Origin of the sequence: Mesorhizobium sp. B2-1-3A, from assembly GCF_006442655.1 — a bacterium.
GTDB lineage: Bacteria > Pseudomonadota > Alphaproteobacteria > Rhizobiales > Rhizobiaceae > Mesorhizobium.
This window is the reverse complement of sequence record NZ_VFWK01000009.1, coordinates 34472-61254: the sequence shown is the minus strand read 5'-3', so window position 1 is coordinate 61254 and position 26783 is coordinate 34472. Positions and strand designations below refer to the sequence as shown.

General features: G+C 64.4%; 27 protein-coding genes. 18 read left to right on the top strand and 9 right to left on the bottom strand.

The genetic code is table 11. From position 1 onward, the window contains the following. Nucleotides 1–235 precede the first annotated feature (235 nt). From FJ977_RS31090 to FJ977_RS31075, 4 genes are read left to right on the top strand one after another with little or no spacing between them, the layout of a single operon-like run. On the top strand, nucleotides 236–1174 hold the full coding sequence (locus FJ977_RS31090) for a GntR family transcriptional regulator (protein ID WP_140776001.1): 939 nt from the start codon (nucleotides 236–238) through the stop codon (nucleotides 1172–1174). 10 nt (nucleotides 1175–1184) lie between these two features. Then, a complete protein-coding gene (locus FJ977_RS31085) occupies nucleotides 1185–2468 on the top strand; it encodes a glycosyltransferase (protein ID WP_140776000.1) in 1284 nt (427 codons plus the stop codon). Between the two features lie 5 nt (nucleotides 2469–2473). Beyond that, nucleotides 2474–3844, top strand: a complete 1371-nt coding sequence (locus tag FJ977_RS31080; RefSeq protein ID WP_140776434.1) for a glutamine synthetase family protein — start codon at nucleotides 2474–2476, stop codon at nucleotides 3842–3844. A gap of 2 nt (nucleotides 3845–3846) precedes the next feature. Continuing rightward, a complete protein-coding gene (locus FJ977_RS31075; RefSeq protein WP_181180123.1) occupies nucleotides 3847–5145 on the top strand; it encodes an FAD-binding oxidoreductase in 1299 nt (432 codons plus the stop codon). A gap of 16 nt (nucleotides 5146–5161) precedes the next feature. On the opposite strand, the gene FJ977_RS31070 is transcribed toward FJ977_RS31075, so the two are convergent. After that, nucleotides 5162–5932 (bottom strand): IclR family transcriptional regulator C-terminal domain-containing protein, encoded by a 771-nt coding sequence (locus FJ977_RS31070; protein ID WP_140775999.1) that lies wholly within the window; start codon nucleotides 5930–5932, stop codon nucleotides 5162–5164. Nucleotides 5933–6051: 119 nt separating this feature from the next. On the opposite strand from FJ977_RS31070, the gene FJ977_RS31065 reads away from it, so the two are divergent. The 7 genes from FJ977_RS31065 (at nucleotide 6052) to FJ977_RS31035 (ending at nucleotide 13661) form a co-directional block, all read left to right on the top strand. Beyond that, entirely contained in the window at nucleotides 6052–6909 is an 858-nt protein-coding gene (locus FJ977_RS31065; protein ID WP_140775998.1) for a CoA-transferase, read from the top strand. Continuing rightward, nucleotides 6906–7700, top strand: a complete 795-nt coding sequence (locus FJ977_RS31060; RefSeq protein ID WP_140775997.1) for a CoA-transferase subunit beta — start codon at nucleotides 6906–6908, stop codon at nucleotides 7698–7700. Before FJ977_RS31065 ends, FJ977_RS31060 begins: the two co-directional genes overlap by 4 nt. 1 nt (nucleotide 7701) lies before the next feature. Next, on the top strand, nucleotides 7702–8907 hold the full coding sequence (gene pcaF / locus FJ977_RS31055) for a 3-oxoadipyl-CoA thiolase (protein ID WP_140776429.1): 1206 nt from the start codon (nucleotides 7702–7704) through the stop codon (nucleotides 8905–8907). Between the two features lie 154 nt (nucleotides 8908–9061). Then, complete coding sequence (locus FJ977_RS31050; protein ID WP_056574893.1) at nucleotides 9062–10093, top strand: BMP family protein; 1032 nt, start codon at nucleotides 9062–9064, stop codon at nucleotides 10091–10093. 60 nt (nucleotides 10094–10153) lie between these two features. Continuing rightward, nucleotides 10154–11665, top strand: coding sequence for an ABC transporter ATP-binding protein (locus tag FJ977_RS31045; protein ID WP_140775996.1), 1512 nt, complete (start codon nucleotides 10154–10156; stop codon nucleotides 11663–11665). Beyond that, nucleotides 11665–12720, top strand: coding sequence for an ABC transporter permease (locus FJ977_RS31040; RefSeq protein WP_140775995.1), 1056 nt, complete (start codon nucleotides 11665–11667; stop codon nucleotides 12718–12720). The genes FJ977_RS31045 and FJ977_RS31040 overlap by 1 nt, the downstream gene beginning before the upstream one ends. Continuing rightward, nucleotides 12717–13661, top strand: a complete 945-nt coding sequence (locus tag FJ977_RS31035) for an ABC transporter permease (RefSeq protein ID WP_140775994.1) — start codon at nucleotides 12717–12719, stop codon at nucleotides 13659–13661. Before FJ977_RS31040 ends, FJ977_RS31035 begins: the two co-directional genes overlap by 4 nt. Nucleotides 13662–13730: 69 nt before the next feature. Here FJ977_RS31035 and FJ977_RS31030 read toward each other — a convergent pair whose 3' ends face one another. Then, nucleotides 13731–14498: an SDR family oxidoreductase gene (locus FJ977_RS31030; protein WP_140775993.1), complete on the bottom strand. Its 768-nt coding sequence runs from the start codon at nucleotides 14496–14498 to the stop codon at nucleotides 13731–13733. A gap of 50 nt (nucleotides 14499–14548) precedes the next feature. After that, nucleotides 14549–16048, bottom strand: a complete 1500-nt coding sequence (locus FJ977_RS31025) for an amino acid permease (protein WP_140776427.1) — start codon at nucleotides 16046–16048, stop codon at nucleotides 14549–14551. 167 nt (nucleotides 16049–16215) lie between these two features. Between FJ977_RS31025 and FJ977_RS31020 the strand changes: the two genes are divergently transcribed. The 3 genes from FJ977_RS31020 (at nucleotide 16216) to FJ977_RS31010 (ending at nucleotide 18493) form a co-directional block, all read left to right on the top strand. Continuing rightward, nucleotides 16216–17049, top strand: a complete 834-nt coding sequence (locus FJ977_RS31020; RefSeq protein WP_140775992.1) for a helix-turn-helix transcriptional regulator — start codon at nucleotides 16216–16218, stop codon at nucleotides 17047–17049. A gap of 204 nt (nucleotides 17050–17253) precedes the next feature. Beyond that, complete coding sequence (locus FJ977_RS31015; protein ID WP_010912229.1) at nucleotides 17254–17409, top strand: hypothetical protein; 156 nt, start codon at nucleotides 17254–17256, stop codon at nucleotides 17407–17409. A 139-nt stretch (nucleotides 17410–17548) separates the two neighbouring features. Continuing rightward, entirely contained in the window at nucleotides 17549–18493 is a 945-nt protein-coding gene (locus FJ977_RS31010) for an LLM class flavin-dependent oxidoreductase (protein ID WP_140775991.1), read from the top strand. A 6-nt stretch (nucleotides 18494–18499) separates the two neighbouring features. Here the strand turns inward: FJ977_RS31010 and FJ977_RS31005 are convergent, their stop codons facing one another. Together FJ977_RS31005 and FJ977_RS31000 are read right to left on the bottom strand one after the other, a co-directional pair. Continuing rightward, the gene (locus FJ977_RS31005) at nucleotides 18500–19186 is read right to left on the bottom strand and encodes an isochorismatase family cysteine hydrolase (RefSeq protein ID WP_140775990.1); all 687 of its coding nucleotides are present in this window, start codon (nucleotides 19184–19186) and stop codon (nucleotides 18500–18502) included. Between the two features lie 33 nt (nucleotides 19187–19219). Next, nucleotides 19220–20944, bottom strand: coding sequence for an ABC transporter ATP-binding protein (locus tag FJ977_RS31000; RefSeq protein ID WP_140775989.1), 1725 nt, complete (start codon nucleotides 20942–20944; stop codon nucleotides 19220–19222). A 273-nt stretch (nucleotides 20945–21217) separates the two neighbouring features. Here FJ977_RS31000 and FJ977_RS30995 point away from each other — a divergent pair, with 273 nt between their 5' ends. The 4 genes from FJ977_RS30995 to FJ977_RS30980 all read left to right on the top strand — a co-directional run bounded on the left by FJ977_RS30995 (nucleotide 21218) and on the right by FJ977_RS30980 (nucleotide 24405). Next, the gene (locus tag FJ977_RS30995) at nucleotides 21218–22009 is read left to right on the top strand and encodes an ATP-binding cassette domain-containing protein (protein WP_140775988.1); all 792 of its coding nucleotides are present in this window, start codon (nucleotides 21218–21220) and stop codon (nucleotides 22007–22009) included. 63 nt (nucleotides 22010–22072) lie between these two features. Beyond that, entirely contained in the window at nucleotides 22073–22993 is a 921-nt protein-coding gene (exbB, locus tag FJ977_RS30990; protein ID WP_140775987.1) for a tonB-system energizer ExbB, read from the top strand. A gap of 12 nt (nucleotides 22994–23005) precedes the next feature. Continuing rightward, a complete protein-coding gene (gene exbD, locus FJ977_RS30985; RefSeq protein WP_140775986.1) occupies nucleotides 23006–23467 on the top strand; it encodes a TonB system transport protein ExbD in 462 nt (153 codons plus the stop codon). Then, complete coding sequence (locus FJ977_RS30980; protein WP_140775985.1) at nucleotides 23464–24405, top strand: energy transducer TonB; 942 nt, start codon at nucleotides 23464–23466, stop codon at nucleotides 24403–24405. The genes exbD and FJ977_RS30980 overlap by 4 nt, the downstream gene beginning before the upstream one ends. 56 nt (nucleotides 24406–24461) lie before the next feature. On the opposite strand, the gene FJ977_RS30975 is transcribed toward FJ977_RS30980, so the two are convergent. The 4 genes from FJ977_RS30975 to FJ977_RS30960 all read right to left on the bottom strand — a co-directional run bounded on the left by FJ977_RS30975 (nucleotide 24462) and on the right by FJ977_RS30960 (nucleotide 26427). Beyond that, a complete protein-coding gene (locus FJ977_RS30975) occupies nucleotides 24462–24782 on the bottom strand; it encodes a hypothetical protein (protein WP_140775984.1) in 321 nt (106 codons plus the stop codon). Nucleotides 24783–24815: 33 nt separating this feature from the next. Further along, nucleotides 24816–25049 (bottom strand): hypothetical protein, encoded by a 234-nt coding sequence (locus FJ977_RS30970; protein ID WP_140775983.1) that lies wholly within the window; start codon nucleotides 25047–25049, stop codon nucleotides 24816–24818. 3 nt (nucleotides 25050–25052) lie between these two features. After that, on the bottom strand, nucleotides 25053–25301 hold the full coding sequence (locus FJ977_RS30965) for a hypothetical protein (protein ID WP_140775982.1): 249 nt from the start codon (nucleotides 25299–25301) through the stop codon (nucleotides 25053–25055). Between the two features lie 67 nt (nucleotides 25302–25368). Then, entirely contained in the window at nucleotides 25369–26427 is a 1059-nt protein-coding gene (locus FJ977_RS30960) for a SagB/ThcOx family dehydrogenase (protein ID WP_246683380.1), read from the bottom strand. Nucleotides 26428–26783 lie beyond the last annotated feature (356 nt).

The following is a 26783-nucleotide window of genomic DNA, read 5'->3' as shown; positions in this document are numbered from 1 at the left end:
GGCAGACTCCCATTCCGGTTGATCGTCGAATTCTGTGCTGGACCGGGTGCGACCCACGCCGCTGCCCTCGATCCTGTTCCCTCGGTCTTTTTATCGCCGATTGCGCTGACAGTACTATTGCAGAAAAAAGTACGTCAATCCATAATTTGCCAACCGACCGAGGAATCTGGCCGATTGCGCTTGTCCCGGCGATCGGCCAAACCAGTAAGGTCCCATCCGTCCCCCGAGACCAGTCATGCAAGCCGCAGCCCGACGACCTCGCACCAACCATCTCGATCTGGCGCAGCGGATCCTGGATGTGGCGCGGCAGCGTGGCTTCGAGCCCGGCGCGCGCCTGCCCGAGCAGCAGATCGCTTCGCTGTGCAATGTCTCGCGCACGCCGGTGCGGGCGGCACTCAGCCTGCTGGCGGAACGGGGCGTCGTGCGCTGGGAGGCCGATACCGGTTACCACCTGGCGGTCGACCTCGCCGCGCAGCCGGCTATTGCCACCGAGCTTCCCAGCGCGGAGGAGGACGAGTTGGCCGAGGCGATCCTGCGCGACCGCTCGGCGCGCAGGCTGGACCAGACGGTGACCGCCGCAGCGTTGATGCGACGCTACAGTGCCGAGAGGAAGACGGTACTAAAAGCGCTTAATAAACTGACGGAAGAGAATCTTCTGGACCGTGCGCCCGGCCAGTCATGGCTGTTCCGCCGCACGCCCGACGATCCTGAGGCGCAAGGCGAAAGCTATGAATTCCGCCTGGTGCTGGAGCCCGTGGCGATCCTGACGCCGGGCTTCCGGCTGGACGGCGCGCGGGCGGCGGCCTTGCGCCAAGGCATGGACGCGCTATCGGCGCTGCCGGATGCCGCGTTCGACACGCGCGAGTTCCAGCGGCTGGACATCGATTTTCACGGCATGATCGCTGAGGGTTGCGCCAATCGCTTCGTCGCCGACGCGCTGGCCGACCATCTCAGGCTGCGCCGGCTGCCGGGCCTCTATGGCGGCGTCAACGTCTTCCGGCTCCGGCAATCCTTGCTGGAACACCTGAACATACTCGACCATCTCGAAAGCCGGCAGTATGAGGTGGCTGCAGATCTGCTTCGCATCCACCTGCGGCTCTCCCGCAACCAGCGACCGCAGGCGGCCAGCCGCGGCGCACCCGCGCTGTTCGGCATGATCAGCCGGCCGGAATGAAGAGGATTAATTGACGCGTAAAGCCAGCCCGACCATCGCGCTGTTTCCCGAAGCCAGTTTCGGGGCGGCGCTGAATTGCGTCGGCATCGCGCAGGCATTGCGTGCCAAGGGCGCCCGGCCGGTCTTCATCTGCCATGCCGGCTTCTCCGGCGTCTTTGCCGACTATGGTTTCCAGGAATACCAGCTGCCGACCGACGAGCCGCTGAGCGACAGCGAGCGCCAGAGCTACTGGCAGGCCTTCGTGCGCCGGCACCTGCCGCATTTCAGGCTCAGCCCGATCGACCAGCTCGAAACCTATGTCGCGCCGACCTGGCAGGCGATCGTCGATACGGCGGTCAATGCGGAGGGGCCGCTACGCCAATTGCTGGCGCGGCTGAAGCCCGACGCGGTGGTGCTCGACAATGTCATCATGTTCCCGGCGATCGCCGCCGCCGGCTGTCCCTGGGTGCGCGTCGTCTCCTGCGCCGAGACCGAGCTGCCCGACGCCCGGGTGCCACCCTATTTATCCGGCCTCGGCGCCGATGACCCGCAACGCGCGGCGTTCGAGGCCCGCTATCTCGCGGCCTCCGCGCCGGTGCATGACCGCTTCAACCGTTTTCGCGTGGACGCCGGCCTGGCGCCGTTGCCGAAGGGCCTGTTCCTGGAAAGCTCGCCCGACCTCAACCTGCTGCTGACGCCGACGATCGTGCGCCGCGAGCGTGCCGAGCCGCTCGATCCGGCCCGCTTCGTCTATCTCGAAGGCTGTGTGCGGTCGGAAGGACCATTCGAAGTGCCAGTCTTCCCGCGCAATGGCGGACCGCTGGTCTATGTCAGCTTCGGCAGCTTAGGGGCCATGGATGTCGCGCTGATCGAGCGCATGCTCGCCGTCTTCGACAGGCTGCCGGCGCGTTTCATCGTCAATGCCGGCGGCCTGCGCGACGCCTATCGCGCGGTGCCGGACAATGTCTATCTCGACGCCTGGTTTCCGCAGCCTTCGGTGGTGGCGAAGTCCGACCTGTTCATCCACCATGGTGGCAACAACAGCTTTTGCGAGGCGCTGCGCTTCGGCGTGCCGTCGCTGATCATGCCCTATTGCTGGGACGGACACGACAATGCGCGCCGCGCCGAAGAGACCGGCACCGGTGACCATATCGGCCGCGACGGCTGGACCGAAGGAGTATTGGAGAGAGCCATTCTCGGCCTGCTGGCCGATGACGCCATGCGCGCCCGCCTGAGGGACAATGCAGCCCAGATGGCGCTGAAACCCGGAACGGACGTGGCCGCGCAAGCCATACTCTCCCTGATACGGACGTGAACGAAATGCTCGACAAGAAGACGAATACCGCAACCAACGACCCCAAGGCCTGGCTGGCCCAGCACGGCATCAACGAGGTCGAATGCCTGGTGCCCGACATGAACGGCGTGCTGCGCGGCAAGGCGCTGCCGACGGTAAAATTCCTCAAGGCGCTGGAAGACCGCGCGCTCTATCTGCCAAGCAGCGCTTTCCTGGTCAGCATCGACGGCCGCTATTCCGGCTCGATCGACGAGGGTTTTGCCTATTCGGACCCGGACATGCGCATGGTGCCTGACGTTTCGACGCTGTGCCTGGCGCCAGGCGCCGGGGCGGGGAAGGCCTATGTCTTCGCCGACGCCTTCCACATGGACGGCAGGCCATGGATGGCCTCGCCGCGCCATGTGCTGCGCGCCGTGCTCGATCTCTACCGCCAGCGCGGCTGGCGGGCCGTGGTGGCGCCGGAGGTCGAGTTCTATCTGACCGCGCACAATCCCGATCCGGACAAGCCCCTGACCGCGCCGGTCGGCGCCAATGGCCGCGCTGAAACCGTGCAGCATCCCTATGACATGGCGGCGCTCGAGGAGTTCGAGCCGGTGATCCGGCGCGTCTATGAGTATGCCGCGGCCGCCGGGCTGCCGCTCGACACGTTGATCCATGAATCGGGCACGGCGCAGCTGGAGATCAATCTCCTGCATGGCGACGCGCTGCCGCTGGCCGACCAGGTGCTTTTGTTCAAGCGGTTGACGCGCCAGGCCGCGCAGCAATGCGGCATGCATGCGACCTTCATGGCCAAGCCGATCGCCGCGCAGGCCGGCAGCTCGATGCATCTGCACATGTCCGTGGTCGACGAGGCGGGCAACGCGCTGTTTGCCGGCGACGATGATGCCGACACCGAGATGTTCGGCCATTTCATCGGCGGCCTGCAGAAATTTGTCCCGGAAATCATGCCGCTGTTCGCACCCAATGTGAATTCGTTCCGCCGCATAAGGCCCAACCACAGCGCGCCGGCCAACATCGAATGGTCGCACGACAACCGGTCCTGCGGCCTGCGCGTGCCGGCCGGCGGGCGCGCCGCGCGGCGCGTGGAGAACCGCTTGCCGGGAGCCGATTCCAATCCCTATCTGGCAATCGCCGGTTCGCTGCTCGCCGGCTATCTCGGCGTCGAGCAGAAGCTGGCGCGCTCGGCCGAGGCGTCGGGCAATGCCTACAAGATCAAGAGCACGCTGCCGAAGACCATGGAGGAGGCGCTCGATCGTTTCGAGGCTTGCGACCCGGTGCGCAAACTGCTCGGCGAGGATTTTTTCCAGACCTATCTGCGCGTCAAGAGTGTCGAGCTCGACCTGTTCCAGAGCGTGGTGACGAGCTGGGAACGCGACCATCTGCTGCTGAAGGTGTGATCATGGCATCTTCAACAGGCTTCAATTCCGGTCTCGATATCGGCAAATCCTACTATGTCGCCACGGCCAATCCGGCGCCGGACCATCCGGCGCTTGTCGGCGATGTCGAGGCCGACCTGGTCGTCGTCGGCGGCGGCTGCACCGGGCTGTCCGCCGCGCTTCACGCCGCCGAGCGCGGCCTGAAGGTGGTGCTGCTCGAAGGCGGCAAGATCGGCTGGGGGGCTTCGGGGCGCAATGGCGGCCAGATGATCCCCGGCCTGCGCAAGGGCGCCAAGGGTCTGGTCAAGCTCTACGGTCCCGAGCGGGCGAAGGTGCTGTTCGACCTTGCTTTCGAGGCGCGCGGCCTGGTGCTCGACATCATCGAGCGCCACAAGATCGATTGCGACCTGCGGCTGACCGGCCATCTTGTGGGCGCGGTCAACGGCTCCGACCTCAAGGATTTGGAAGAAGAGGCCAAATGCCTGGAAAGCGTGATGAAGTTCCGCGAGGTCGAGATCCTATCGGCGGCGGATGCGCGGGCCAAGGTCGACACGCCCTATCACGGCGCGATGTATGAGTCGCTCGGCGGCCACATGCATCCGCTGAACTACACGCTCGGCCTTGCCCGCGCGGCAGTGGCTGCGGGCGTCGTCATCCATGAGAATTCGGTGGCGGTGAAGCTGGAGCGCGAGCCTTCGATCCGCGTCTCGACATCGAAGGGTTCGGTCCGGGCCAAACATGTCGTGCTGGCGGGTGATGCGCTGCTGCACGGGCTGGAGCCGCGCGTCAACAGCCGCATCATGCCGGTCGGCAACTACATCGTCGCCACCGAACCGCTGGAGGGCGAACGCAATGTCATCCCGGCCAATGTCGCGGTGTCCGATACACGCTTCGTCGTCAACTACTACCGCATGTCGGCGGATGGCCGCCTGCTTTTCGGCGGCGGCGAGCGCTACACGCCGTCGCCGCCGGCCGACATTGCCGGCTTCGTGCGGCCGCATATGGAAGGCACGTTTCCGCAGCTCAGGGGTTGCCGCATCGATCATGCCTGGGGCGGCCTGGTTTCGGTGACCACGTCGCGGCTGCCGCATGTCGGGCACTATGGCGAGGTCTATTTCGCGCATGGCTACTCCGGCAAGGGCGTCATCCTGTCGACGCTGTCGGGCAAGCTGCTCGCCGAGGCGATCACCGGCGATGCCTCACGGCTCGATCTGTTCTCGACGCTCACGCCCATGCCGTTCCCCGGCGGCACGGCGCTGCGTGGGCCGCTCTATGTGCTGGGCATGCTATGGTACGCGATGCGGGACCGGATCAAGCATTGAGGTCGCCAGACGCGGTCTAGACGACAAAGAAATCCTCGATGCGCTCTCTGGCTCCAAGCAGTGCCGGCAGGATTTCCCGCTCCATCTCGGCGACGGTGAACCGCGCCGACTGGGTCGAGACATTGATGGCCGCGACCGTGCGTTTCGCCCGGTCGCGGATCGGCACGGCAATGGAGCGCAGGCCGAGCTCCAACTCCTCGTCGACAATGGCGAAGCCGTCCGCCTTCGCCTTGCCGATGGCGCCGGCCAGCGCACGCTTATCGGTGATGGTCTTTGGCGTTCGTCTCTCGATGGTCGCCTGGCCGAGAAATGTGTCCAGTTCCCCTGATGCCAGGCCGGCAAGCAGGATCCGCCCCATCGACGTGCAATAGGCCGGCAGCCTCGTGCCGACATCGAGCGAGACGCTGAGGATACGGCGGCCGGGAATGCGGGCGACGTAGACGACGTCCTCGCCCGACAGGATCGCGGCCGAGCAGGCTTCGTTCAGTTGTGCCGCCACGGCCCGCATGATGGGGGCGGCAAAGCTCCACAGCGAGGCGCCGCCGAGCCAGGTGCGGGCAACCGTCAGCAGGCGAGGCGACAGCGAAAACACGCGGCCGGCCTGTGTGGCATAGCCTGTGGCAACCAAGGTCAGCAGGAAGCGGCGGGCGCCGGCGCGAGTCAGGCCGGCCTCCTCGGCCATTTCGGTCAGCGTCATGCCCGCGGGATGCCGGGCCAGGATTTCCATGACGGCAAGGCCGCGTTCGAGCGAGCCGACATGATCGCGGGAAGGGGTCTCTTCGTTCATCTCGCCTCCGCGCAAGGGTGCTGAGTGCCAGGATTGACTCCGTGGTCCCAGTCGGCTTAGAAGTATCGCATATAAAACATATGTTCGCAATACGAACTTTTTGGATTGGAGCCCTGGCGATGGTCAAGTTCCTGCCGCTGAAGCAGGCCGTTGCGGAGAATTTGAACGATGGCGACTCCGTCGCGTTCGAGGGCTTCACCCATCTGATCCCGACAGCCGCCGCGCATGAGGCGATCCGCCAGGGGTTTCGCGACCTGACCCTGATCCGCATGACGCCGGACCTGATCTACGACCAGATGATCGGCATGGGCATGGCGAAGAAGATCGTCTTCTCCTATGTCGGCAATCCCGGCGTCGGGCTGCTGCGGCGCGCGCGCGACGCCATCGAGAACGGTTTTCCCCGGTCGATCGAGGTCGAGGAGCACAGCCATGCCGGCATGGCCAACGCCTATGAGGCGGGCGCGGCGGGCCTGCCCTGCGCGGTGTTTCGCGGCTATCGCGGCGCAGGCCTCGCGGCGGTCAACCCGAACATAAAATCGGTCACGTGTCCGTTCACCGGCGAGGTACTGGCGGCGGTGCCTTCGATCCGTCCCGACGTCACCTTCATCCATGCGCAGAAGGCCGACAAAAAGGGCAATGTGCTGGTCGAGGACATTATCGGCATCCAGAAGGAAGCGGTGCTGGCGGCCAAACGCGCCGTGGTGACCGTGGAGGAAGTGGTCGACGATTTCGACGATCTCCATCCCAATTTGACGGTGCTGCCGCGCTGGACGATCGCGGCGATCTCCGTCGTGCCCGGCGGATCGCACCCGTCCTACGCGCATGGCTATTACGCACGCGATAACGCCGCCTATCTGGAGTGGGACGAGATCGCCGCCGACCGTGAGAAATTCCAGACCTGGATGCAGGCAAACGTCATCGAGAAGAGCGCCGGCGACTTCGCCGGACGTGTCGAGCATCTGAGGAAAGCGGCATGAGCGGGATGGGCTTCACCCCCAACGAGATGATGACCATTGCCGCCAGCCGCGCGTTGAAGAACGACGATGTCTGCTTCGTCGGCATCGGTGCGCCGTCCGCCGCCTGCAATGTGGCGCGTCTGACGCATGCGCCCGACATCACGCTGATCTATGAGAGCGGCACGATCGGCACCGCGCCTGATGTGCTGCCATTGTCGATCGGCGATGGCGAATTGTGCGAAACCGCTGTCACCACCGTCGCGGTGCCGGAAATGTTCCGCTACTGGCTGCAGGGCGGCCGGATCTCGATCGGTTTCCTGGGTGCTGCGCAGCTCGACAAGTTCGGCAATATCAACACCACGGTCATCGGCGATTATTTTCATCCCAAGACCAGGCTGCCCGGCGGTGGCGGTGCGCCGGAGATCGCGACCTCGTCGAAGGAAATCTACATCACCATGGCGCAGACCAAGCGCGGCATGGTCGAAAAGATCGACTTCTTCACTTCCTTCGGCCATGGCGAGGGCGGTGACCATCGCAAGCGGCTGGGCATCGACACATCAGGCCCGACCTTGCTGATCACCGATCTCGCCATCTGGAAGCCGGACCCGGTGACCAAGGAATTCACCGTCGTGTCACTGCATCCGGGCGTCACCCGCCAGCAGGTGCAGGAAAGCTGTGGCTGGGTCGTCAAGTTCGCCGAGGCGCTTGACGAAACACCCGCGCCAAGCGAACTCGAACTCAATACATTGCGCGACCTGCAGGCCCGCACCAGGGCGGCGCATGAGGGAACCGGAAAAGCAAAGGCTGCATGACATGGCCGAGGCCTATATTTGCGACTACATCCGCACGCCGATCGGCCGTTTCGGCGGTTCGCTGTCCTCGGTACGCGCGGACGATCTCGGCGCCGTCCCGCTGAAGGCATTGGTCGAGCGCAATGCCGGCATAGACTGGCAGGCGGTCGACGATGTCGTCTATGGCTGCGCCAACCAGGCCGGCGAGGACAACCGCAATGTGGCGCGCATGGCGCTGCTGCTGGCCGGCCTGCCGAAGGAGATCCCGGGTTCGACCGTCAACCGGCTGTGCGGGTCGGGCATGGACGCGTTGACCATCGCCGCCCGTGCCATCAAGGCCGGCGAGGCCGAACTGATGATCGCTGGCGGCGTCGAATCGATGAGCCGGGCGCCCTTCGTCATGCCCAAGGCCGACACGGCTTTTTCGCGCAATGCCGAGATTTACGACACCACCATCGGCTGGCGTTTCGTCAACCCGCTGATGAAAAAGCAGTACGGCGTCGATTCGATGCCTGAAACCGGTGAAAACGTCGCCGAGGATTTTGCCGTTTCGCGCGCGGACCAGGACGCCTTTGCCGTGCGCAGCCAAAACAAGGCCGTCGCTGCGCAGGCCAATGGAAGGCTGGCCAAGGAGATCACGCCGGTGACGATCCCGCAGCGCAAGGGCGATGCGATCGTCGTCTCGAAGGACGAGCATCCCCGTGCCGGCACCACGGTCGAGACGTTGGCCAAGTTGCCGACGCCGTTCCGTCAGGGCGGCACGGTGACGGCCGGCAATGCCTCCGGTGTCAATGACGGGGCGGCGGCGCTGATCGTTGCCTCGGAAGCAGCAGCGCACAAATACGGTCTGACGCCGATCGCCCGCATCCTTGGCGGCGCTGCCGCCGGCGTCGCGCCGCGAATCATGGGCATCGGTCCGGCACCGGCGACACAAAAACTGTGCGCGCGGCTCGGTCTGACGCCGCAACAATTCGATGTCGTCGAGCTCAACGAAGCCTTTGCCTCGCAAGGCATCGCCGTGCTGCGCCAGCTCGGCATCGCCGAGGATGCACCGCACGTCAATCCGAATGGCGGCGCCATCGCGCTTGGCCATCCCCTGGGCATGTCGGGCGCACGCATCTCCGGCACGGCGACGCTGGAGCTGCGCGAACGTGGCGGCCGCTATGCCCTGGCCACCATGTGCATCGGTGTCGGCCAAGGCATCGCCATCGCGCTCGAAAGGGCCTGATCGCGCGATCTTTCGGCTTGCCGAAAACATGGTCGGATTCGGCGCGTCGCCAAATTTGACCATGTGGACAAAAGTCCGCACCCGTTCCATAGTTCCCCGTCTGACATTTCTAGAACAGCCGGCTCGACACGGCTGTCGAACAGAGGGGACTGCAATGGAAAACCGGAAGACCAAATTCCAATCGACACGCGAAGGGATTTCGCGACGCAACGTGCTGGAGCTCGGCGCGCTTGGCCTGGCAGCGGCGATGCTGCCGGGCGCCGCCTTCGCCAAGGACAAGAAACTGAAGGTGGCGGCGATCTTCGCCACGCCGATCGAGGAGCCCTGGGACAACCAGATCCATGTCGCCCTGCAGAAGGCCGAGAAGGAACTGGGTATCGAATACAAATGGTCCGAGAAGGTGCAGACCGCCGATTTCAGCCGCGTCATGCGTGAATATGCGCAAGGCGGCTACCAGCTGGTGCTGGGCGATGCCTTCGCCGCCGAGCGCGAGTCGCGCCGCACGGCCAAGCAGTTCCCCAAGACGGCCTGGCTGTTCGGCTCGGGTGCCGGCCCGGCGGAGCCCAATTTCGGCGTCTTCGACAACTGGATCCATGAGCCGGCCTACCTCTCGGGCATGATCGCCGGCAAGATGTCGAAATCGGGCACGGTCGGCGCCGTGGCGGCGATGGGCATTCCGGAAGTGAACCGGCTGGTCAACGCCTTCTTTGCCGGCGCCAAGGAGGTCAACCCGAACGTCAAGAAGAAGGTCGCCTTCATCGGCTCCTTCTTCGATCCGCCAAAGGCCAAGGAAGCCGCGGTGGCGCAGATCGATGCCGGCGTCGATGTCATCTATGCCGAGCGCTTCGGCGTCATCGAGGCGGCGGTCGAGAAGAAGATCTACGCCATCTCCAACATGTCCGACCAGTCGAGCCTCGGCCCCGACACGGTCATCACCGGCCCGGTCTGGGATATGTATCCGACGGTCGAACAGGCGATCAAACTGGTCAAGGCCGGTGTCTACACCGCGCAGGACTATGGCGATTTCTCGCGCATGGCCAAGGGCGGCTCCTATCTCGCCCCGTACCACAAGTTCGACAAGACGCTGCCGGCGGACGTCAAGGATCTGGTCGAGAAGAAGAAGGCCGAGATTCTTGAGGGCAATTTCCGCGTCGACGTGGATGAGAACACGCCGGTTTCGGATTGATCTTTCACCCTCCCCACAAGGGGGAGGGTGAAGCAGAGCCATTTCTCCGCAGGAGTGCCCTTGCCCGCCCCACTCATCGAAATGCGCGGCATCACCAAGAGCTTCGGCGCCGTCAAGGCGAACGAGGCCGTCGACCTCATTGTCGCGCCGGGCGAGATCCTCGGCCTGCTGGGCGAGAACGGCGCCGGCAAGACGACGCTGATGAACGTGCTGTTCGGCGCCTACGCGCCGGACGCCGGCGAAATCCTGATCCAGGGCCAGCCGGTGCGGATCACCAGTTCGGCCGACGCGCTGGCCGCAGGTATCGGCATGGTGCACCAGCATTTTCATCTGGCGCCAAGACTGACGGTCCTGGAAAATCTGCTCATCGGTATCCCGGGAAAATCGGGGCGGATCGATCGCGCCGGCGGGCTGGCGCGGTTGGCAGAAATCAGCCGCCAGCACGGGCTGACGCTTGATCCCGATCTGCCGGTTTCGGCGCTGTCGGTCGGCGAACAGCAGCGGCTGGAGATCGTCAAAGCGCTGTTTCGCGGCGCCAGGCTCTTGATCCTCGACGAGCCGACGGCGGTGCTCGCGCCAAGCGAGGTCGACGGACTGTTTTCGGCGCTGCGCTCGATGGCGGCACAGGGCCTCGGCATCATCTTCATCTCGCACAAGCTCAACGAGGTGCGGGCGCTCACCCATCGCTGCACCGTGCTGCGGCACGGCCGTGTCGCGGGCCGTGTCGACGATCCCGCCAACACCACGTCGGCGGCGATGGCACAACTGATGTGCGGCCACGAAATCGTACCGCCGGCAAGGGGCGCGTCGACGCCCGGTGCCGATGTGCTGACGCTCGACGGCATTTCCACCTCGCGTCATTCAGGCACCGTGCTGCGCGATGTGTCGCTTGCCGTTCGCGCCGGTGAAATCCTCGGCATCGCCGGCGTGTCGGGCAATGGCCAGCGGGCGCTGGCGGAGGTGATCTCCGGCGTGCGCGCGCCCGATGCCGGCCGGATGACGATCGCCGGCCAGATTGTGTCGCGGTTTTCGCCGCGCGAGGTGCAGGCGCTTGGCCTCGGCCGCATCCCGGAAGACCGCATGACGACTGGCCTGGTCACCAATCTGCCGCTCGCCGATTCCATGGTGCTGCCGCGCATCGGCACCGCCTCCTTTTCAGCCAAGGGCCTGCTCAAGCCGGATGCGATCCGCGCCTTCGCCGAAGCGCAGATCAAGGCCTATGACATCAGATGTCCCGGGCCGATGACCCGCGCCGGGGCGCTGTCCGGCGGCAATCTGCAAAAGGCGCTTCTGGCCCGCGAGCTCGCCTTCGATCCGAAGGTCCTGATCGTTTCGCAGCCGACGCGCGGCCTCGACATCGGTGCCGCCCGCTTCATCCATGAAAAATTCCTCGACATGCGGACCAAGGGCTGCGGCATCATCGTCATCGGCGAGGATCTCGAAGAGCTGCTGGTGCTCTGCGACCGCATCGCGGTGATGTATGAAGGCCGCATCGTCGGCACGCTCGACAGCGCCGATGCGACGATCGCGCGGCTCGGCCTGATGATGACCGGGGCGGAGGGCCACGGCTGATGTTTCGCCTGGAAGTCCGCACCTCAACGCCCGCCTGGTTCAATCTGGCGCTGCCGCTGCTGGCGATCGGCGCCACGCTTGTCCTGTGCAGCGGCCTCATCGCGCTGGCCGGCGCCGGCGTGCTGGAATCCTATGGGGTGATGTTCACGGCCTCGCTCGGCGACAGCTATGCGATCACCGAAACGCTGGTGCGCGCCGCACCGATGATCTTCACCGGATTGGCGGTCGCCATCGCCTTCCGTGCCAAATTCTGGAACATCGGCGCTGAAGGGCAATTGCTGGCCGGCGCGGTCGCCAGCTGCTTTGTCGGCGCGATCCCGATGCCGGGGCCGCTCGCCATGCTGCTGATGGCTATCGCAGGTGCCGCCGCTGGTGCTGCCGTCGCCCTTGTTCCGGCCACGCTGCGGGTCAAGTTCAAGGTTGACGATGTGGTCAGCTCGCTGCTGCTCAATTCGGTCATCTACTATGCCCTGATGGCGCTGATCGAAGGGCCGTGGAAGGATAGTTTCAGCGGCTATCCGATCTCGCCGCCGATCGAGGACTCGGCCAACTTTCCGGTACTGATCGAAGGCACGCGCCTGCATCTCGGCGTCGTGGTGGCGCTGATCGCCGCACCTCTGATCTGGTTCCTGATCGCGCGCACGACGCTTGGTTTCAGGATCAGGGTCACCGGCGAAAATCCGGAAGCCGCACGCTATGGCGGCATCCATGTCGAACGCGTGCTGCTCTCGACCGCGCTGCTGTCGGGTGCGCTAGCTGGGCTCGCCGGCGTCGGCGAAGTCGGCGGCGTGCATTTCCAGGTGATGAGCGATATCTCGCCGGGCTACGGCTATTCCGGCATCGTCGTCGCCATGCTGGCGCGGCTCAATCCGTTGGGCGTGGTGCCGGCGGCGATCTTCCTCGCCGCCGTGATGACCGGCGCCGAGGCGATGTCGCGGGCAACGGGCGTGCCGGCCTTCCTCAGCGATGTCATCCAGGGGACAGCGCTGCTCGCCATGCTGGTGGCGCTGCTGTTCACCGCCTACCGCATCCGCCGCGTGGGGACAGCCTCATGAGCGCGGTGTTCGAACAGATCTTCCAGGTCGGTTTCCTGGCCGCCATCATCCGCATCGCCACGCCGCTGGCCTTCGCCACGCTGGGCGAGATGTTCTCCGAGCGGGCGGGCGTGCTCAATCTCGGCATCGAAGGCATCATGCTGCTCTGCGCCATGACCGGCTTCACTGCCACCAGCCTGAGCGGCAGCCTGTGGCTGGGCGTGCTGGTGGCGGTGCTGACGGGCATGCTGATGGGCGCGCTGCATGCGCTGTTCACGGTGGCGCTGGGCTTGAGCCAGCATGTCTGCGGCATTGGCGTGACGCTGTTCTCGTCGGGCCTCGCCTATTTCCTCTACCGGCTGATCTTCGGCCAGCAATCGGTGCCGCCAAGCATCAAGGGTTTCCAGACATTGCCGATCCCGGTTCTCTCCGACATTCCAGTGCTCGGACCGGCGGTGTTCAACCAGTTCGCGCTGGTCTACATGGCGATCCTGGCCATCCCGCTCGCCGCCTTCGTGCTCTACCGCACGCCCTGGGGCCTGTCGGTGCGCATGGTCGGCGAAAACCCGCGCGCGGCCGATTCGGCCGGCGTCAGCGTCATTGCCACGCGTTTCCAGGCCGTCATCCTCGGCGGTGCGCTGATGGGGCTGGCTGGCGCGTTCCTGTCGATGGCGCAGTTCAACGCCTTCACTTTCGGTGTGGTGTCGGGGCGTGGCTGGGTGGCGATCGCGCTGGTCGTGTTCGGCCGCTGGGACCCGTGGCGCTCGGCGGGTGCCGCGCTGCTGTTCGCCTTCGTCGATGCGCTGCAGCTGCGCATGCAGGCGAGCGGGCTCGGGCATATACCCTACGAAGCATTCCTGATGCTGCCCTTCATCTTCACGATCGTCGCGATGGCCTTCATGTCGCGCAACGCGGTGGCGCCGTCGGCGCTGCTCAAGCCGTTCCGAAGGGAAGAGCGGTAGAGGGCTTGGCGTCTTTTCCTCTCCCTCCGGAGGGGGAGAGGAAGGGCGCCAAGCTGTCCCTGAGAAGCCTCACATTGCGGTAAAACCATTGTCGACGAACAGATGCGCGCCATTGACGAAGCTGGACTCGTCGCTGGCCAGATACAGCGCTGCCTTCGCCACCTCCTCAGGCTCGCCGATGCGGCCCTGCTGCGCGGCGAGTGCCGCATCGGAAACGTCGACGCCAAGCTTGCCGAGGTCGGCGACCTCGCGCAGTCCATGCGGCGTCCTGATAAAGCCGGGGCAGACGGCGTTGCAGCGGATGTTGCGGTCGCGGAACTCGACGGCGATGGCGCGGGCGAACATGTGGCAGGCGCCCTTGGTGGTGTCGTAGAGCACCTCCATCGGCGTCGCCGCCACCGCCGAGATCGAGGAGGTGCAGACGATCGAGCCGCCGCCGGCCGCGATCATGCCGGGCAGCACGGCGCGCGTCATCAGGAACATCGAACGGACATTGACGGCATGCAGCCAGTCCCATTCCTGCACGGTCGTCTCCAGGAACGGCTTTATCACAATGGTGCCGGCATGGTTGAACAGCACCGTGGCCGGCCCGAGTTTCTCCGTCGCGCCCTTTACCGCCGCTTCGACCTGGGCTTCGTCGGATACGTCGGCGACAAAATGCTCGGCTATGTGTCCCCGCGCGCGGATCGCCGCCGCCGTTGCCGCGGCCGCCTCGCCATTGCGGTCGATGATCGCCACCTTGGCGCCTTCGGCCGCGAACAGCTCCGAGGCCGCCCCGCCCATTCCCGTCGCGCCGCCCGAGATAATGGCGACCTTGCCGGCCAGTCTTGTGCCCATGCTTCTTACTCCCGTCCCGTTTCAGTGGCTTTTCGTCTTCGATCGCAATGCTATCCCTCGCGCTCAGGATGGCCAAGGGAGCCACCGGAGACAGCGAATTCCTCTTCCGGTGACAGCACCAGGCGATGGCGGCGGTAGAAGGCGAAGTAGGCGAGGCCGATCGCATACCACACCGCCGCCGCGATCGCCGCCCAGCGGTAGAGCGGATCGAAGAACTGGTAGGCCAGCGTCACGATGCAGATCAGGATCGTGGCGTAGGCGCCGAACTTGCCGAGCGGGCTGACGAAGGGGCGAGTAATCGAGGCATAGAGCGTGCGCAGGCGCAGGTATGCGATGCTCTGCAGGATGTAGGACACCATCCCGGCGAAGACGATCATCGAGACCAGGAAGCCGCCCATGAAGGCGACATTGTTCTCGCCGCCGAGATACCAGACCACGAGCAGCATCAGCAGCGCCATGGCGGAGCCGGTGGCAAGCGCCCGATTGGGTGTCTTGGTGCGGGCGCCGGTCACCGAAAGTGCCGTCGGCAGATAGCCGGCGCGCGACAGGGAGTAGATGTTGCGGCCGGAGGCAAAACTGCCGGCGAAGAAGCTGGCGGCAAGGCCGAGCACCGCGACCGAAGCCAAAAGCTTGGCCCAGCCGTCGCCGAAGATGGTGCGGAAGCCGTCAAGCAGCGGTTCGCCGGAAGAGCCCATGGCGTGCGCGCCATGCGGGATCGAGGCGCTGAAGAACAGAACGCCGAGTGCCAGCGCAATCAGCGTCACGATCGACAGGATCAGCGCACGCGGCATGTCGCGGGTGGGGTTCTTGGCCTCCTCCGCCGTCAGCGGCAGCTGTTCGACGGCCAGGAACATGTAGACGCCGAAGGGCAGGGCCAGCATCACGCCGGTGAAGCCGAAGGGCAGCCAGGGGCCATTGCCGTCCGCCAGTGCCGCCGGACCGTCCGCCGCCGCGCCGATGTTCAGCGCGTATCTGAAGAAATCGACATGCGGGATGGCGACGACGAAGAAGAACACAAGCACGGCGATCGCCGCGACGGTCACATAGATCACCACCTTCATCGATAGTTCGAGGCCGCGCAGCGACAGGCCGAGCATGACGACGTAGCCGGCCACCCACCACAACGGCAGCGCGCTTTGCGGCGTGCCGAAGATCGCGGCGAGATAGGAGCTCATGAAGAACATGTTGGCGGCCGGCGCCAGCACAAACTCGATGTTCTCGGCAAGGCCGGTTGTGAAGCCGCCCCAGGGACCGAGCGCGGTGCGCGAGAAGGAATAGGCGCCGCCAGTATGCGGCAATGCGGCGCTCATCTCGCCGATCGAGCAGCACAGGCAGATATACATGAAGCCGATAATCAGCGCGGCCAGCAGCATGCCGCCGAAGCCTCCTTGCGCGAGGCCGATGTTCCAGCCGGAATATTCGCCGGCCACCACGGCGCCGACGCCCATCATCCACAGCGAGAACAGGCCGGCGTGGCGCTGCAATTGGCGCTGTTCGAAATACTGCTTGTCGACGGTCTGATAGGTAACGCCGGCCGTGCCGCGCTCCATTGCTTGCTCTGTCATCGCTGTTCCCCTTCTTTTCCAGCGAAGCGTGGCCGCTTCGCTCTCTTGCGATCGGGGCATAGTTCAAGAGCACGTCACCAGCGTATATATCCCCAAGGAGATATGTTCCGCGCGAACCGCAACGCGCAGGATATGCAGGCAAGGAAGCGAGGATGGGTTCACTGGAGATGGCGGCGCTGGCGGGCTGGCATGACGCCTTGCCGGAGTTGGTGCCGCTGATCGGAAAACCGGGATTTGCCGCAAGGCTCGATAACGCCTTGCGCGAGGTAGCCCCCTTTGATCTCAGCTGTGCGTTCGCCTATCCCGGCCGCGACCGGCCGATGTTCCTGCATGATGGGCTGGGCGCGGTGTCCTCGACCCAGATCATGACCAACTACCTCAACGGCACCTATCTGCTCGATGCCGTCTATTCGGCCTGCCTGCGCCGCGCGCCGCAAGGGCTGCATCGCCTCGTCGACCTGGCGCCGGACGCCTTCTTCGAGGGCGAATATTACAATTCGCCCGACGTGCATCCCTGCATTTCGATGGAATCGGGTACGCTGGCGGAGGAGATCGTCTTCCTCGTTCCGGTCCAGGGCAGCTTCTACATCGCCTATTCGCTGCTGCGGGCGAATGGCAGCCCGGCTTTCTGCGAGAAGGATTTCGAGCGACTGCAGCGGACGGCGCCGATGGTGACCAGCCTGGCGCAACGGCATTGGGAGCATCTGGCGCCGGCCGGTTCGGACAACGAACCGGTCCAGCAGCCTACCGGCCAGGATGTCGAACAGGCGTTCGAGACCTTCGCGCCGTCGCGGCTGACGCGGCGCGAGCAAGGCATCGTCAGCCTGATCCTGCGCGGCCATTCCTCGATGTCGATCGGCCGCATCCTTGAGATCGCCGAGGGCACGGTGAAGATCCATCGCAAGCACATCTATGCCAAACTCGACATTTCCAGCCAGACGGAACTGTTCAACCTGTTCATCAAGCATCTGCTGGCGGGCCGATGACAAAGCCGATGGGCCTGAAGAACATCGCAAGCCGGTGATCCGCATGGCTTTTTGCGTCGGACGAACAGACCCGGATACGCTAAATCCTGGTTGAAAATACCGATCCTTCCAAGATTTTGAGAAATTCATTCCAACAAATGGCATAAAATAGCAATCGACAAAGTCTACAAGTTTTATAGATTAACGGGCGAGACGGAGGTCGATATGTCGTATATCCAGAACGCTCAGACTGACAGCAGCGGCCAGAGGCTGGCCAATGCCCAGACTTTTCGCCCGGCCTATGCCGGAGCTTTCGCCTATCTCGTCTTTGCCCTTGCGTTCGTGTTCACCGGGGCCGTCGTTCTGGGCCTCATTCCCTAAGGCGTCGGACCGGCAGGGGTTAGTTTCCCCACTGTCTTCAGGCAATCGGAGTTGAATGAACCGGATCCCGGTGCGTTTGCGCGCGACCGTGGGTTCGCATTTCACAGCATCCATGATTCCAGCGATGGAGGAGATGACAATGCCGATCGAATTCACCCATGTCCCCGGCAAGTCCACTGACGCCGCCGTTCCCTTCTTCTACGACTTTGCCGAGACCGCGACCAAGCTCGGGCTGATCGAGGATGGCGGCTTTCAGAAGATCGTCGTCGACGATCCGGCCGGACTGCTGACCAATATGGATCTTGGCGCCCAGGTGCTCAATCGCACCGCGTCGCTGGAAGTGGTGCTGACCCATTGGGCCGGCGTGATCGAACCGACGGTGGCGGCCCGCCAGCTGGCATCGATCGACAGGGAGAGCGGCGGACGGCTGGCGCTTCGGATGATCAGCGAGCCATTGAACGACGACGACGCCGAGACGCGGCCGGTCGGACATGGCGTGATCTGGCAGCGCATCGACGAATATCTGGTGCTTTTGAAGCGGCTTTGGTCGAACGACCGGCCTTTCGACCATGAAGGCGCCTTCTACAGCATCAAGGGCGGCTATATCGAGCGCAAGGGTCCGCATGGCGCCGACCTTGTCATCCGCATGGGCGGCCAATCGGGAACGGCCCTGAAGGTGGCCGGGCGGCATGCCGATGTCTTCGAACTGGCACCGGGCTCGATTGATGAGGTCCGGCAGCTGATGGAGCGGGTGCGCGGTGCCGCCGCCGAACATGGCCGGGCCGGCAAGCTGCGCTTCGCGCTTCCGGTGAGGATCCACCAGGGCGCTTCCACCGCCGGCTACAAGGCGGTCGATCTGTCCGGCCCGCCGGCTCAAGCCGCCCTGTCGCTGCTTGCCTATGCCGGGCTCGGGATCGACGAATTCATGATCATTGGCGTCGACACGCCGCGCGAGATCGCGACGGTCGGCAGGGAGACCATCGCCCTGTTGCGCAATTCCCTGGCGCGCCGCGAAGACCATGATGCCTTCCAGCCTGGGGCCTATGCGCCTCGGGCAGGGCTGGGGACGCGGGCTGCCGGCTGAAGCCGATCAATCGTCTGTCGCGCCCCGCCTGTCGCCAAGCCGCGACAGGCCCTCGATGACGGCGGCTGAACCAGCCAACACCCCGAAGACGCCGTCCTCGACCGTCACCATGTGCAGGGCCGCCTCATGGGCTTGTCTGTCGCCGCTGGCGCAGGCGTCCGAGATCGTCAGGCACTGAAAATTGCGGTCGCAGGCTTCGCGCAGCGTGGTGTGGACGCAGACATCGGTCGTGCATCCCGAAAACATCAGATGCGTGATGCCTTGCGCGCGCAACACAAGCTCGAAGTCCGTATAGGTGAAGGCGCTGTTGCAGGTCTTGTCGACGATGATGTCATCAGGCGCGACGTCGATTTCCGGAACGATCTGGAATCCCGGTCCCGAGCGCAGCAGGATTTCGGTTCCGTCGAGGCCGGAGCGCTTGCGGCGCCATTTCTCGTAGGGCGTCATGTCGGCCATGTCGGCGCGATAACCCTGCCTCGTGTGGATGACCCTCACGCCAGCTCCGCGCGCCGCTGATATCAGCAGGTTCACGGTGGGCAGGATCGCCCGCAGCGGCGAGGGGTCATATCCCTGTTTGGCGAAATAGCCCGTGGTCGACAGGAAATCCTGCTGCAGGTCGATGACGACAAGTGCCGTGTTTTTGGCCACCAGCCTGCCGTCATAAGGGAAGTCGAAGGGCGTTGCGTTGATCATTGACGGCTCCCGGTTTTGACCAACCATAATCGTTCAATGCGCCGATACCAGATGCTGGGCGTCATGCAGGCGCCGGTAGACGCCATCGGCATGGATCAGCTCCTGGTGCGAGCCCTGCTCGACGATGCCAGTCTCCGAGACGACGACGATGCGATCGGCGCCACGGATCGTCGCCAGCCGGTGCGCGATGACCAGCGTGGTGCGGCCTTGCGCCAGTTCGGCCAGCGCCTTCTGGATCTCGCGCTCGGTCTGGGTGTCCAGCGCCGAGGTCGCCTCGTCGAGGATCAGGATCGGTGGATTCTTCAAGAACATGCGGGCGATCGCCAGCCGCTGTTTCTGGCCGCCTGACAGTTTCACGCCACGCTCACCGATGATCGTGTCATAGCCGGCCGGCAGGCCCGAGATCATGCCGTCGAGCTGTGCCCGCCGCGCGGCGTCGGCGATCGCCTCGTCCGAAGCGCCGAGCCGGCCATAGGCGATGTTTTCGCGAACCGAGCCGCCGAACAGGAACACATCCTGCTGGACGATGCCGATCTGGCCGCGCAGCGAGGCCAGTGTCATGTCCCTGATGTCGATGCCGTCGATGCTGATCCGGCCGGCGCCGACCTCGTAGAAACGCGGCAGCAGCGAGCAGATGGTAGTCTTGCCGGCGCCGGATGGACCGACGAAGGCAATGGTCTCGCCGGCGCGGATCGTCAGGTCCACATGTTGCAGCACCGGCTTGCCGTCGCCATAGCCGAAGCTGACATCGCGGTATTCGATGTCGCCCTTGAGCCCGCTGACGCCCACGGCGTTGGGCCGGTCGGCGATGTCGGGCTCGGTGTCGAGCAGTTCCGTATAGCGGCGGAAGCCGGCGATGCCCTTGGGATAGGTCTCGATCACCGAATTGATCTTCTCGATCGGTCGCACGAAGACACCGACCAGGAGCAGAAAGCCGACGAAGCCGCCATTGCTGAGGCTTCCCGTGATGACCAGGTAGCTGCCGGCGATCATCACCACGAGCTGGATCAGCCTGATGCCCATATAGTTCAGAGAGTTCGAGGCGGACATGATGCGGTAGGCGTCGAGCTTGGTCTGGCGGTAGCGCTGGTTGTCATGCGCGAACAGGGCGCGCTCATGCTCCTCATTGGCGAAGGCCTGGACGACGCGCATGCCGCCGACATTCTCCTCGATGCGCACGTTGAAATCGCCGACGCGCCCGTAAAGCGCCTGCCAGTTGCGTTCCATGCGGTCGCCATAGCGCATCGTCACCCAGGCGATCACGGGCACGATCACCGCGGTGATCAGCGCCAGGTGGATGTTGACGGTGAACATCAGCACGAAGGCGCCGGCGAAGGTCATGATGGCGATGAACAGATCCTCGGGGCCGTGATGGGCGATCTCGCCGATCTCCTCCAGGTCCTTGGTAACGCGGCCGACGAGATGGCCGGTCTTGTGGTTGTCGTAGAAGCGGAAGGACAGTTTCTGCAGATGGTCGAAACTCTTGCGCCGCATCTCGGTCTCGATGTTGATGCCGAGCATGTGGCCCCAATAGGTGACGACAGCCATCAGCGCTGTGTTGAGCAGATAGATCACCAACAGGCCGATCGAGGCGATGATGATCAGGGTCCAGTCCTGCTGCGGCAGGAGCTGATCGACGAATGCGCGCACAGCCATCGGAAAGCCGAGCTCGAGCAGGCCGGCGAGCACGGCGCAGGAGAAGTCGAGCGCGAACAAGCCCTTCCAGGGCGCGTAGTAGGCAAGGAAACGTCTGATCATCGCAGTGAACCGCATGCTGTCTTGATGGGCGGGATGTAGCGTGCACCGGCCGTCATCGCTGGGCGCTGCTTACAGGTGGCGGCGCAGCGGGGGCAATATGCCAGTCCGGGCTTCATTTTTCCGATTCTGGCCGCGAGATCGACGGCCGGGATGATTTGTTGATTGTTGCAGTCATCTTAAATGTTGACTAGTAAGGTCATGTTTCATAGTCAACCGGACATTGGACTGCCGAGGCCAGAAATTGGAAATGCGAGTGGCCGCACTGGAGACACCATGACCGTGGCTGAAGCCGAGGCCGCCTTCCATATCGACGCGGTGCGGTTTGCCGTCGGCGAGCGGACGCTGCTTGGCCCTGTCTCGCTCGAACTGCGGCGCTCGCGCGTCTACGGGCTGATCGGTCACAACGGCTCGGGCAAGTCGACGCTGATCAAGCTGCTGGCGCGCCAGCAGCCGGCAAGCTCCGGCGCCATCACCTTCGCCAGGCGGCCGTTGCCGCAATGGGGCGCTCGTGAGCTCGCCCGCGCGCTCGCCTATCTGCCGCAGACGACGCCGGCGGCGACGGGCCTCACGGTGCGCGAACTGGCGGCGCTCGGGCGTTATCCCTGGCATGGCGCGCTTGGCCGCTTCAGCGGGGAGGACAGGCGGCATGTCGAGGAGGCGCTTGTCCTGACCGACATGGAAGGCTTCGCCGACCGTCTGGTCGATGAATTGTCCGGCGGCGAGCGCCAGCGCGCGTGGCTTGCCATGCTGGTGGCGCAGAACGCCGGCGTGATGCTGCTCGACGAACCGATCTCCGCACTCGACATCGCCCACCAGGTCGAGGTGCTGGGGCTGGTCAAGGAACTCAGCCGCAAGCGCGACCTCTGCGTCGTCGTCGTGCTGCACGATCCCAACATGGCGGCGCGCTATTGCGACGAGCTGATCGCGCTGAAGGACGGCAAGCTGCTGACGCGCGGGACACCGGACGAAATCATGCGGGGCGACGTGCTGAGAGGCATTTTCGGCGTGGAGATGGGCGTGTTCGCGCACCCGGTTACCGGACAACCCGTCGGCTATGTGCAGTGACGAGATCTGACGCGGTGGCGCAATAGGAAGCGGCTGGTCGCTGCGAGAACAAGGAAGAAGCTTTTGTCTAGAACTCGTTTGTTGGCGGCGTTGGTCGCATCGGTGATCCTGGCAGGCGGCGGGGCCGTGGCCCAGGAGCAACCGGCCGGTACTGCTCCTGCGGCCGAGGCCCCCGCCGCTCCCGCCGCACCGGCCACGATGGCGCCCGCGCAGCCAGTTGGCCAGCCGGCCACGGCGGAGCCTGCCGAAGCCGCGCCCGCGGGGGCCATGGAGCTGAACCTGCCGCACGATTTGTCGCCATGGGGCATGTTCATGGCCGCCGACATCATCGTGAAGGCGGTGATGATCGGGTTGGCCTTCGCCTCGCTCGTGACCTGGACGATATGGCTGGCCAAATCGCTGGAGATTTTCGGTGGCAAGCTGCGCGTCCGCCGGGCAGTCCGCGCGATCGGCGATGCCGCGACGCTGAAGCAGGCCAGCCGCGCGCTCGACCGCAGCGGCGGTCCCGGCGCGCTTCTGGTAAAGGCGGCTGAAGAAGAGACCGCGCTCTCGGCCGGCGCGCTCGACCACGTCGGCGGCGACGGACTGAAGGAACGCGTCACATCGCGCCTGTCGCGCATCGAGGCGGCGGCGTCGCGGCGCATGTCGCGCGGCACCGGCGTGCTGGCGACGATCGGCTCCACCGCGCCGTTCGTCGGCCTGTTCGGCACCGTCTGGGGCATCATGAATGCCTTCATCGGCATCTCGCAGGCGCAGACCACCAATCTCGCCGTGGTCGCGCCGGGCATCGCCGAGGCGCTGCTCGCCACCGCGATGGGTCTCGTCGCGGCAATTCCGGCGGTGGTGATCTACAACGTCTTCGCCCGCTCGATAGCCGGCTACCGGCAGATCCTCGCCGACGCCTCGGCGGGCGTCGAACGGCTGGTCAGCCGCGACCTGGATTTCCGCGCTGTCTCGCCAACGACAGCCCTGGCGGCGGCGTAGCGGGGCGACACCATGGGAAGCAGAATCCGACAGACCATGGATGACGATCTCGAGGAGAACCACGAGATCAACGTCACGCCCTTCATCGATGTCATCCTGGTGGTGCTGATCATCTTCATGGTCGCCGCGCCGCTGGCGACGGTTGACGTCAATGTCGACCTGCCGGGGTCGACGGCGACGCCCGCGCCCCGGCCCGAAACGCCGCTGTTCCTGACCTTGAAGGACGATCTCACGCTGGCGATCGGCAATGACACCGTGCCGCGCCCGGCCTTCGCGGCGACGCTGGAAGCCAAGACCAAGGGCGACAAGCAGACGCGCATCTTCCTGCGCGCCGACAAGGCGGTCGCCTATGGCGACCTGATGGAGGCCATGAACCTGTTGCGCGGCGCCGGCTATCTGAAGATCGCGCTGGTGGGCCTGGAGACGGGGTCCACGGCCGATGCACCGGCACAAGCGGGAGCTGCCGCGCCATGACGCAGTCCGCCGCCTTGCCCACGATGCAACTATCGCGCTTCGGCTGGCGCGATCTTGGTCTTTGGGCGGGGGCGGCGACGCTTATCCTTGGAGCCCATGTCGCGGTTGCCTATGCCGTGCAGACCTTCAGCATGGTCAATGAAGCGGATGGCGGTCCGCCACCGGCCCAGGTGATCGAGATGGCACCGATGACGGTGATGCCGGCCGTGGAGGAAGAGGTCGCGGCACTGGACGCAGTGATGCCTGACCAGAGCGAGCCAACGCCAACACCGACGACGGAGCCAACGCCCGAACAGGTCGAGAAGGCGGAACCGGTTACCGAACAGCCGGAAGCGGTTGCGCCCGACGAGACCGAGCCCACCCAGACCGAAAAGACGGAGCAGGTCGATCAGCCGCCACTGGACGAGGTGGTCCCGGACATTGTCGAGGCTGTCGCCCCGGATGTAGTCATTCCGTTGCCGCAGGCGAAGCCGGTCGAGACGCCGAAGCAAAAGAAACCGGTCGAGGCCAAGGCCAAAAAGCCTGTCGACAAGCCCAAACCGAAGAAGGAAAAGACGGCACCGCCCAAGACGGTGACCGCCGCCAGCGCCGATGCCAAGCCAGCGGCCAAGACAGCGGCGCCGAAGTCGGCGGAAGCGACAGGGCGATCCGGCGACTCCAGCAAATGGGATTCAAAACTGCGCTCATGGATCAATCGGCACACGCGCTATCCGAGTGCGGCGAGAGCCCGACGCGTCGAAGGCAGTGCCTACGTCACGTTCACGGTCGACTCATCCGGCCGGGTTCTGGCCGCCAGGCTGACCCGTTCCTCAGGCAATGCCGACCTGGATCGGGCGGCACTGTCCGTGCTCCAGGGTGCTACCGTACCGGCACCTCCGCCTGAGCTTGGCGGGCGCCAAAGCCGGACGGCGCCGTTCGTCTTCAACCTGCGCAATTAGCGCGGGTCCTGGGGCGAAACGATGGTGCGATGGCCCCTCGCGCGGATAGCGATCGATCAGCAGCTCATCGACTGGCACAGCGCTTCGACCTGCTCCAGGTAGAAACGGCATTTCGTGCGCAGGATCCGGAGGTTCGGATCGTCGGCGCCATTGATCTCGATGGTTTGCATCATGAAATCGAAATGGATGTGAAAGGCGTCCACCGCGCCCCAGAGGCTGTCGGCCTGCCAGGTGTCGGCCATCGCCATGGAGATCAGTTGGCGGGCCTCGACGCGCGCGGCATCCGGTGATGCCGGTCGACTGGCGATCAGGACATGGAGCCGGCCGAAGACGCTTTCCCTGGCGTCGGCGCTCCTGATGGGTGCGATCATGTTCATTGGCGGGTCCCCCTCGATTCTCCAGGCATGATGTCAATTCTGCGGGCTGCGGGCGATCAAGGCGGGGATCGCGGCGGTATCGGACGGCCGACCCCTGATGATGTTGGCAAGCTCTGCGTCGGCCTGCTCGAACCAATAGACCATGTCGGGACGCTCAAGGTCGCCGGCTGCCCTTTTCAGGAGCGGCAGCAGGGTTTGCAGCGCACACAGTGTCTCCCACCGGTTCGGCTGAGAGCCCACCGGCGCGCACAGGGCTGACGGTTGCATCCGCTACGCTCTCCGTGGCTGAGCGTGTTCCTTGACGTTCGGCCTGGGATGCATCGGATTGCCGCTGAGCTGGGCATGCCTTGCCGGCCGCGCGCCGCGCAGGATGTCGAAGGCTTCGGCATAGGCCATGCCCAGCAGATAGGAGATCATGGGAAAACGGCTTGCTTCGGCTATCTGCATCAGCTCATTGGTCATCGATGCGATATATTGAAGACTATCGATCTCTGACTGCCGTAAGGAATGATTTGCCACGTGTTGCTCCTGTAATCGGATGGAACTCGGGAAACGCGTACTGGCTACACTGGATACACTGAGTCGGCTAATTAATAGAGTGGCCCGCCGGATGCGGGCTTGGTTCCGGGGTCGAGAGGGTCAACGCATAAACAGGTGCGTCCATGAGGCGGTCGAGGCCAAGGAGGCGCTTGATCGCCGAATGGCTGAGCGCTGCCGTGGGGCAGGCCGACAAGCCATGTCGGGTCGCCGCCAACATCACGTTCTGACCGATATGGCCGGCCTCGATCAGCACGACACGATAGGCGTTGGCATCCTCATATTTCCACATGGTGCGGTCGAGCCTGGCGCAGAGCAGGATCAGGCATGGCATTGTATCGGCCCATTCCTGCCCGCCGACCAGTTCGGAGATCTTCGGCAGATGGTTGGCCGGGATCCGGCCGAGGTCGTGATCGGCGGCGGAATAATGATAGACGCCGGGATCCAGACCCTCGACACCAAGCGCGACCACATAGGCCTCATAAGGATTCCGCGCACCACCCGAAGGGGTCATGCCCAGCGGTAGGGCGCCAACGCAGTTGCTGGTCTCGCCGGTAATGCCCATGCCCGCGAACAGGCAATCGGAGAGCTGCCGCGCGGTGATGGTGGGCGCGGCCGCGGTGCGGTTGGTGCGGCGCCGCGCCATCAGGCTCAGCAGTTCGTTGTCGTCGAGTGCGTTCGGCAGCCGGATGGCGCCGGCGGCGTTCTTGAGCATGAGGTCGGGCTGCGCGACATGACCGGCGCGCTCGATCTGGCGGGCCTCGGCCTGTTCGATGGTCATGAACTCTGAGTCCTGGACACAGAAATGCATCAGCGCGGTCGGAATGCCCCAATTCCATTGTCCGGAGAACTGTGTTTCCTGTTCGGCCAGCGGCGAGCCGGCGGTGACCAGGGCGGAAAAATCAAGCAATTGCGGCACGACGGCATTGAGGTCGGATTTCGACCATCCGTGGGCGCGTGCAATCTCCGCCGTGGAGGCCCATTCGTCCCAGGATGCAAGAAGACCGATCACCTCGGGGCTGCAGTCGAAGACACTTCTGGTCAGGAAATTGCAGGCCGTGACCTTGTTGGTCCCGGGATAGAAGACAAGCGTTTTTGAAGAGCGCATTTTCATGATGCTGAATGCCGTTTTGTGAATGTGAGGCGCCGACGGGCGAACATCCCCGTCGGCGCCGAACGACTTCAGCGCTTGTTGTAGTGCATGCCCTGCGAAAAGAAGACGGTCTGCGTGCCCGCGGCAACCGTCAGCTTCGGGGCATTGTTCACTTTCTTGGCCATTTTTCGTCCTTTCCCGACCCCCCAATGGGATCTGTTGAAAGATCCCCACCGTGGGATCCGCGAGAAGAAAGGTAAGGTCGAAAGAGTTAATGGTGTGTTAAAACTGTAGTAAAAGGCACGCGATCTAAAATATCTTTCTTAGCGATAAAGTTTAGAAAATCGATTTTTCTCAGATAGCGAGTAGGT